Origin of the sequence: uncultured Cedecea sp. (assembly GCF_947498825.1) — a bacterium.
Classification (GTDB): Bacteria; Pseudomonadota; Gammaproteobacteria; order Enterobacterales; family Enterobacteriaceae; genus JGM124.
In genome coordinates, this window is the sequence record NZ_CANMLV010000096.1 from 1 (window position 1) to 233 (window position 233).

The 233-nt window shown below is 60.1% G+C and carries 1 pseudogene; it reads right to left on the bottom strand.

The annotated features are described in order from the left end of the window. Positions 1-233: pseudogene (locus Q1A40_RS23080) on the bottom strand (cell envelope biogenesis protein TolA); the annotation flags it as partial.

Here is a 233-nt window from a genome sequence, read left to right on the forward strand (position 1 = left end):
ACGGTCTCTTTCTCTCCGGCCTGCAGCTGGGCGTTCTGCTGCTTCAGGCTGGCGATTTCAGCATTCAGGGCCTTGGCGGCCTCATCCTGCTTTTTCTGTGCGGCAGCGGCAGCGGCTGTCAGATCGGCATTTTTCTTGTTCAGGGCAGCAACGGTCTCTTTCTCTCCGGCCTGCAGCTGGGCGTTCTGCTGCTTCAGGCTGGCGATTTCAGCATTCAGGGCCTTGGCGGCTTC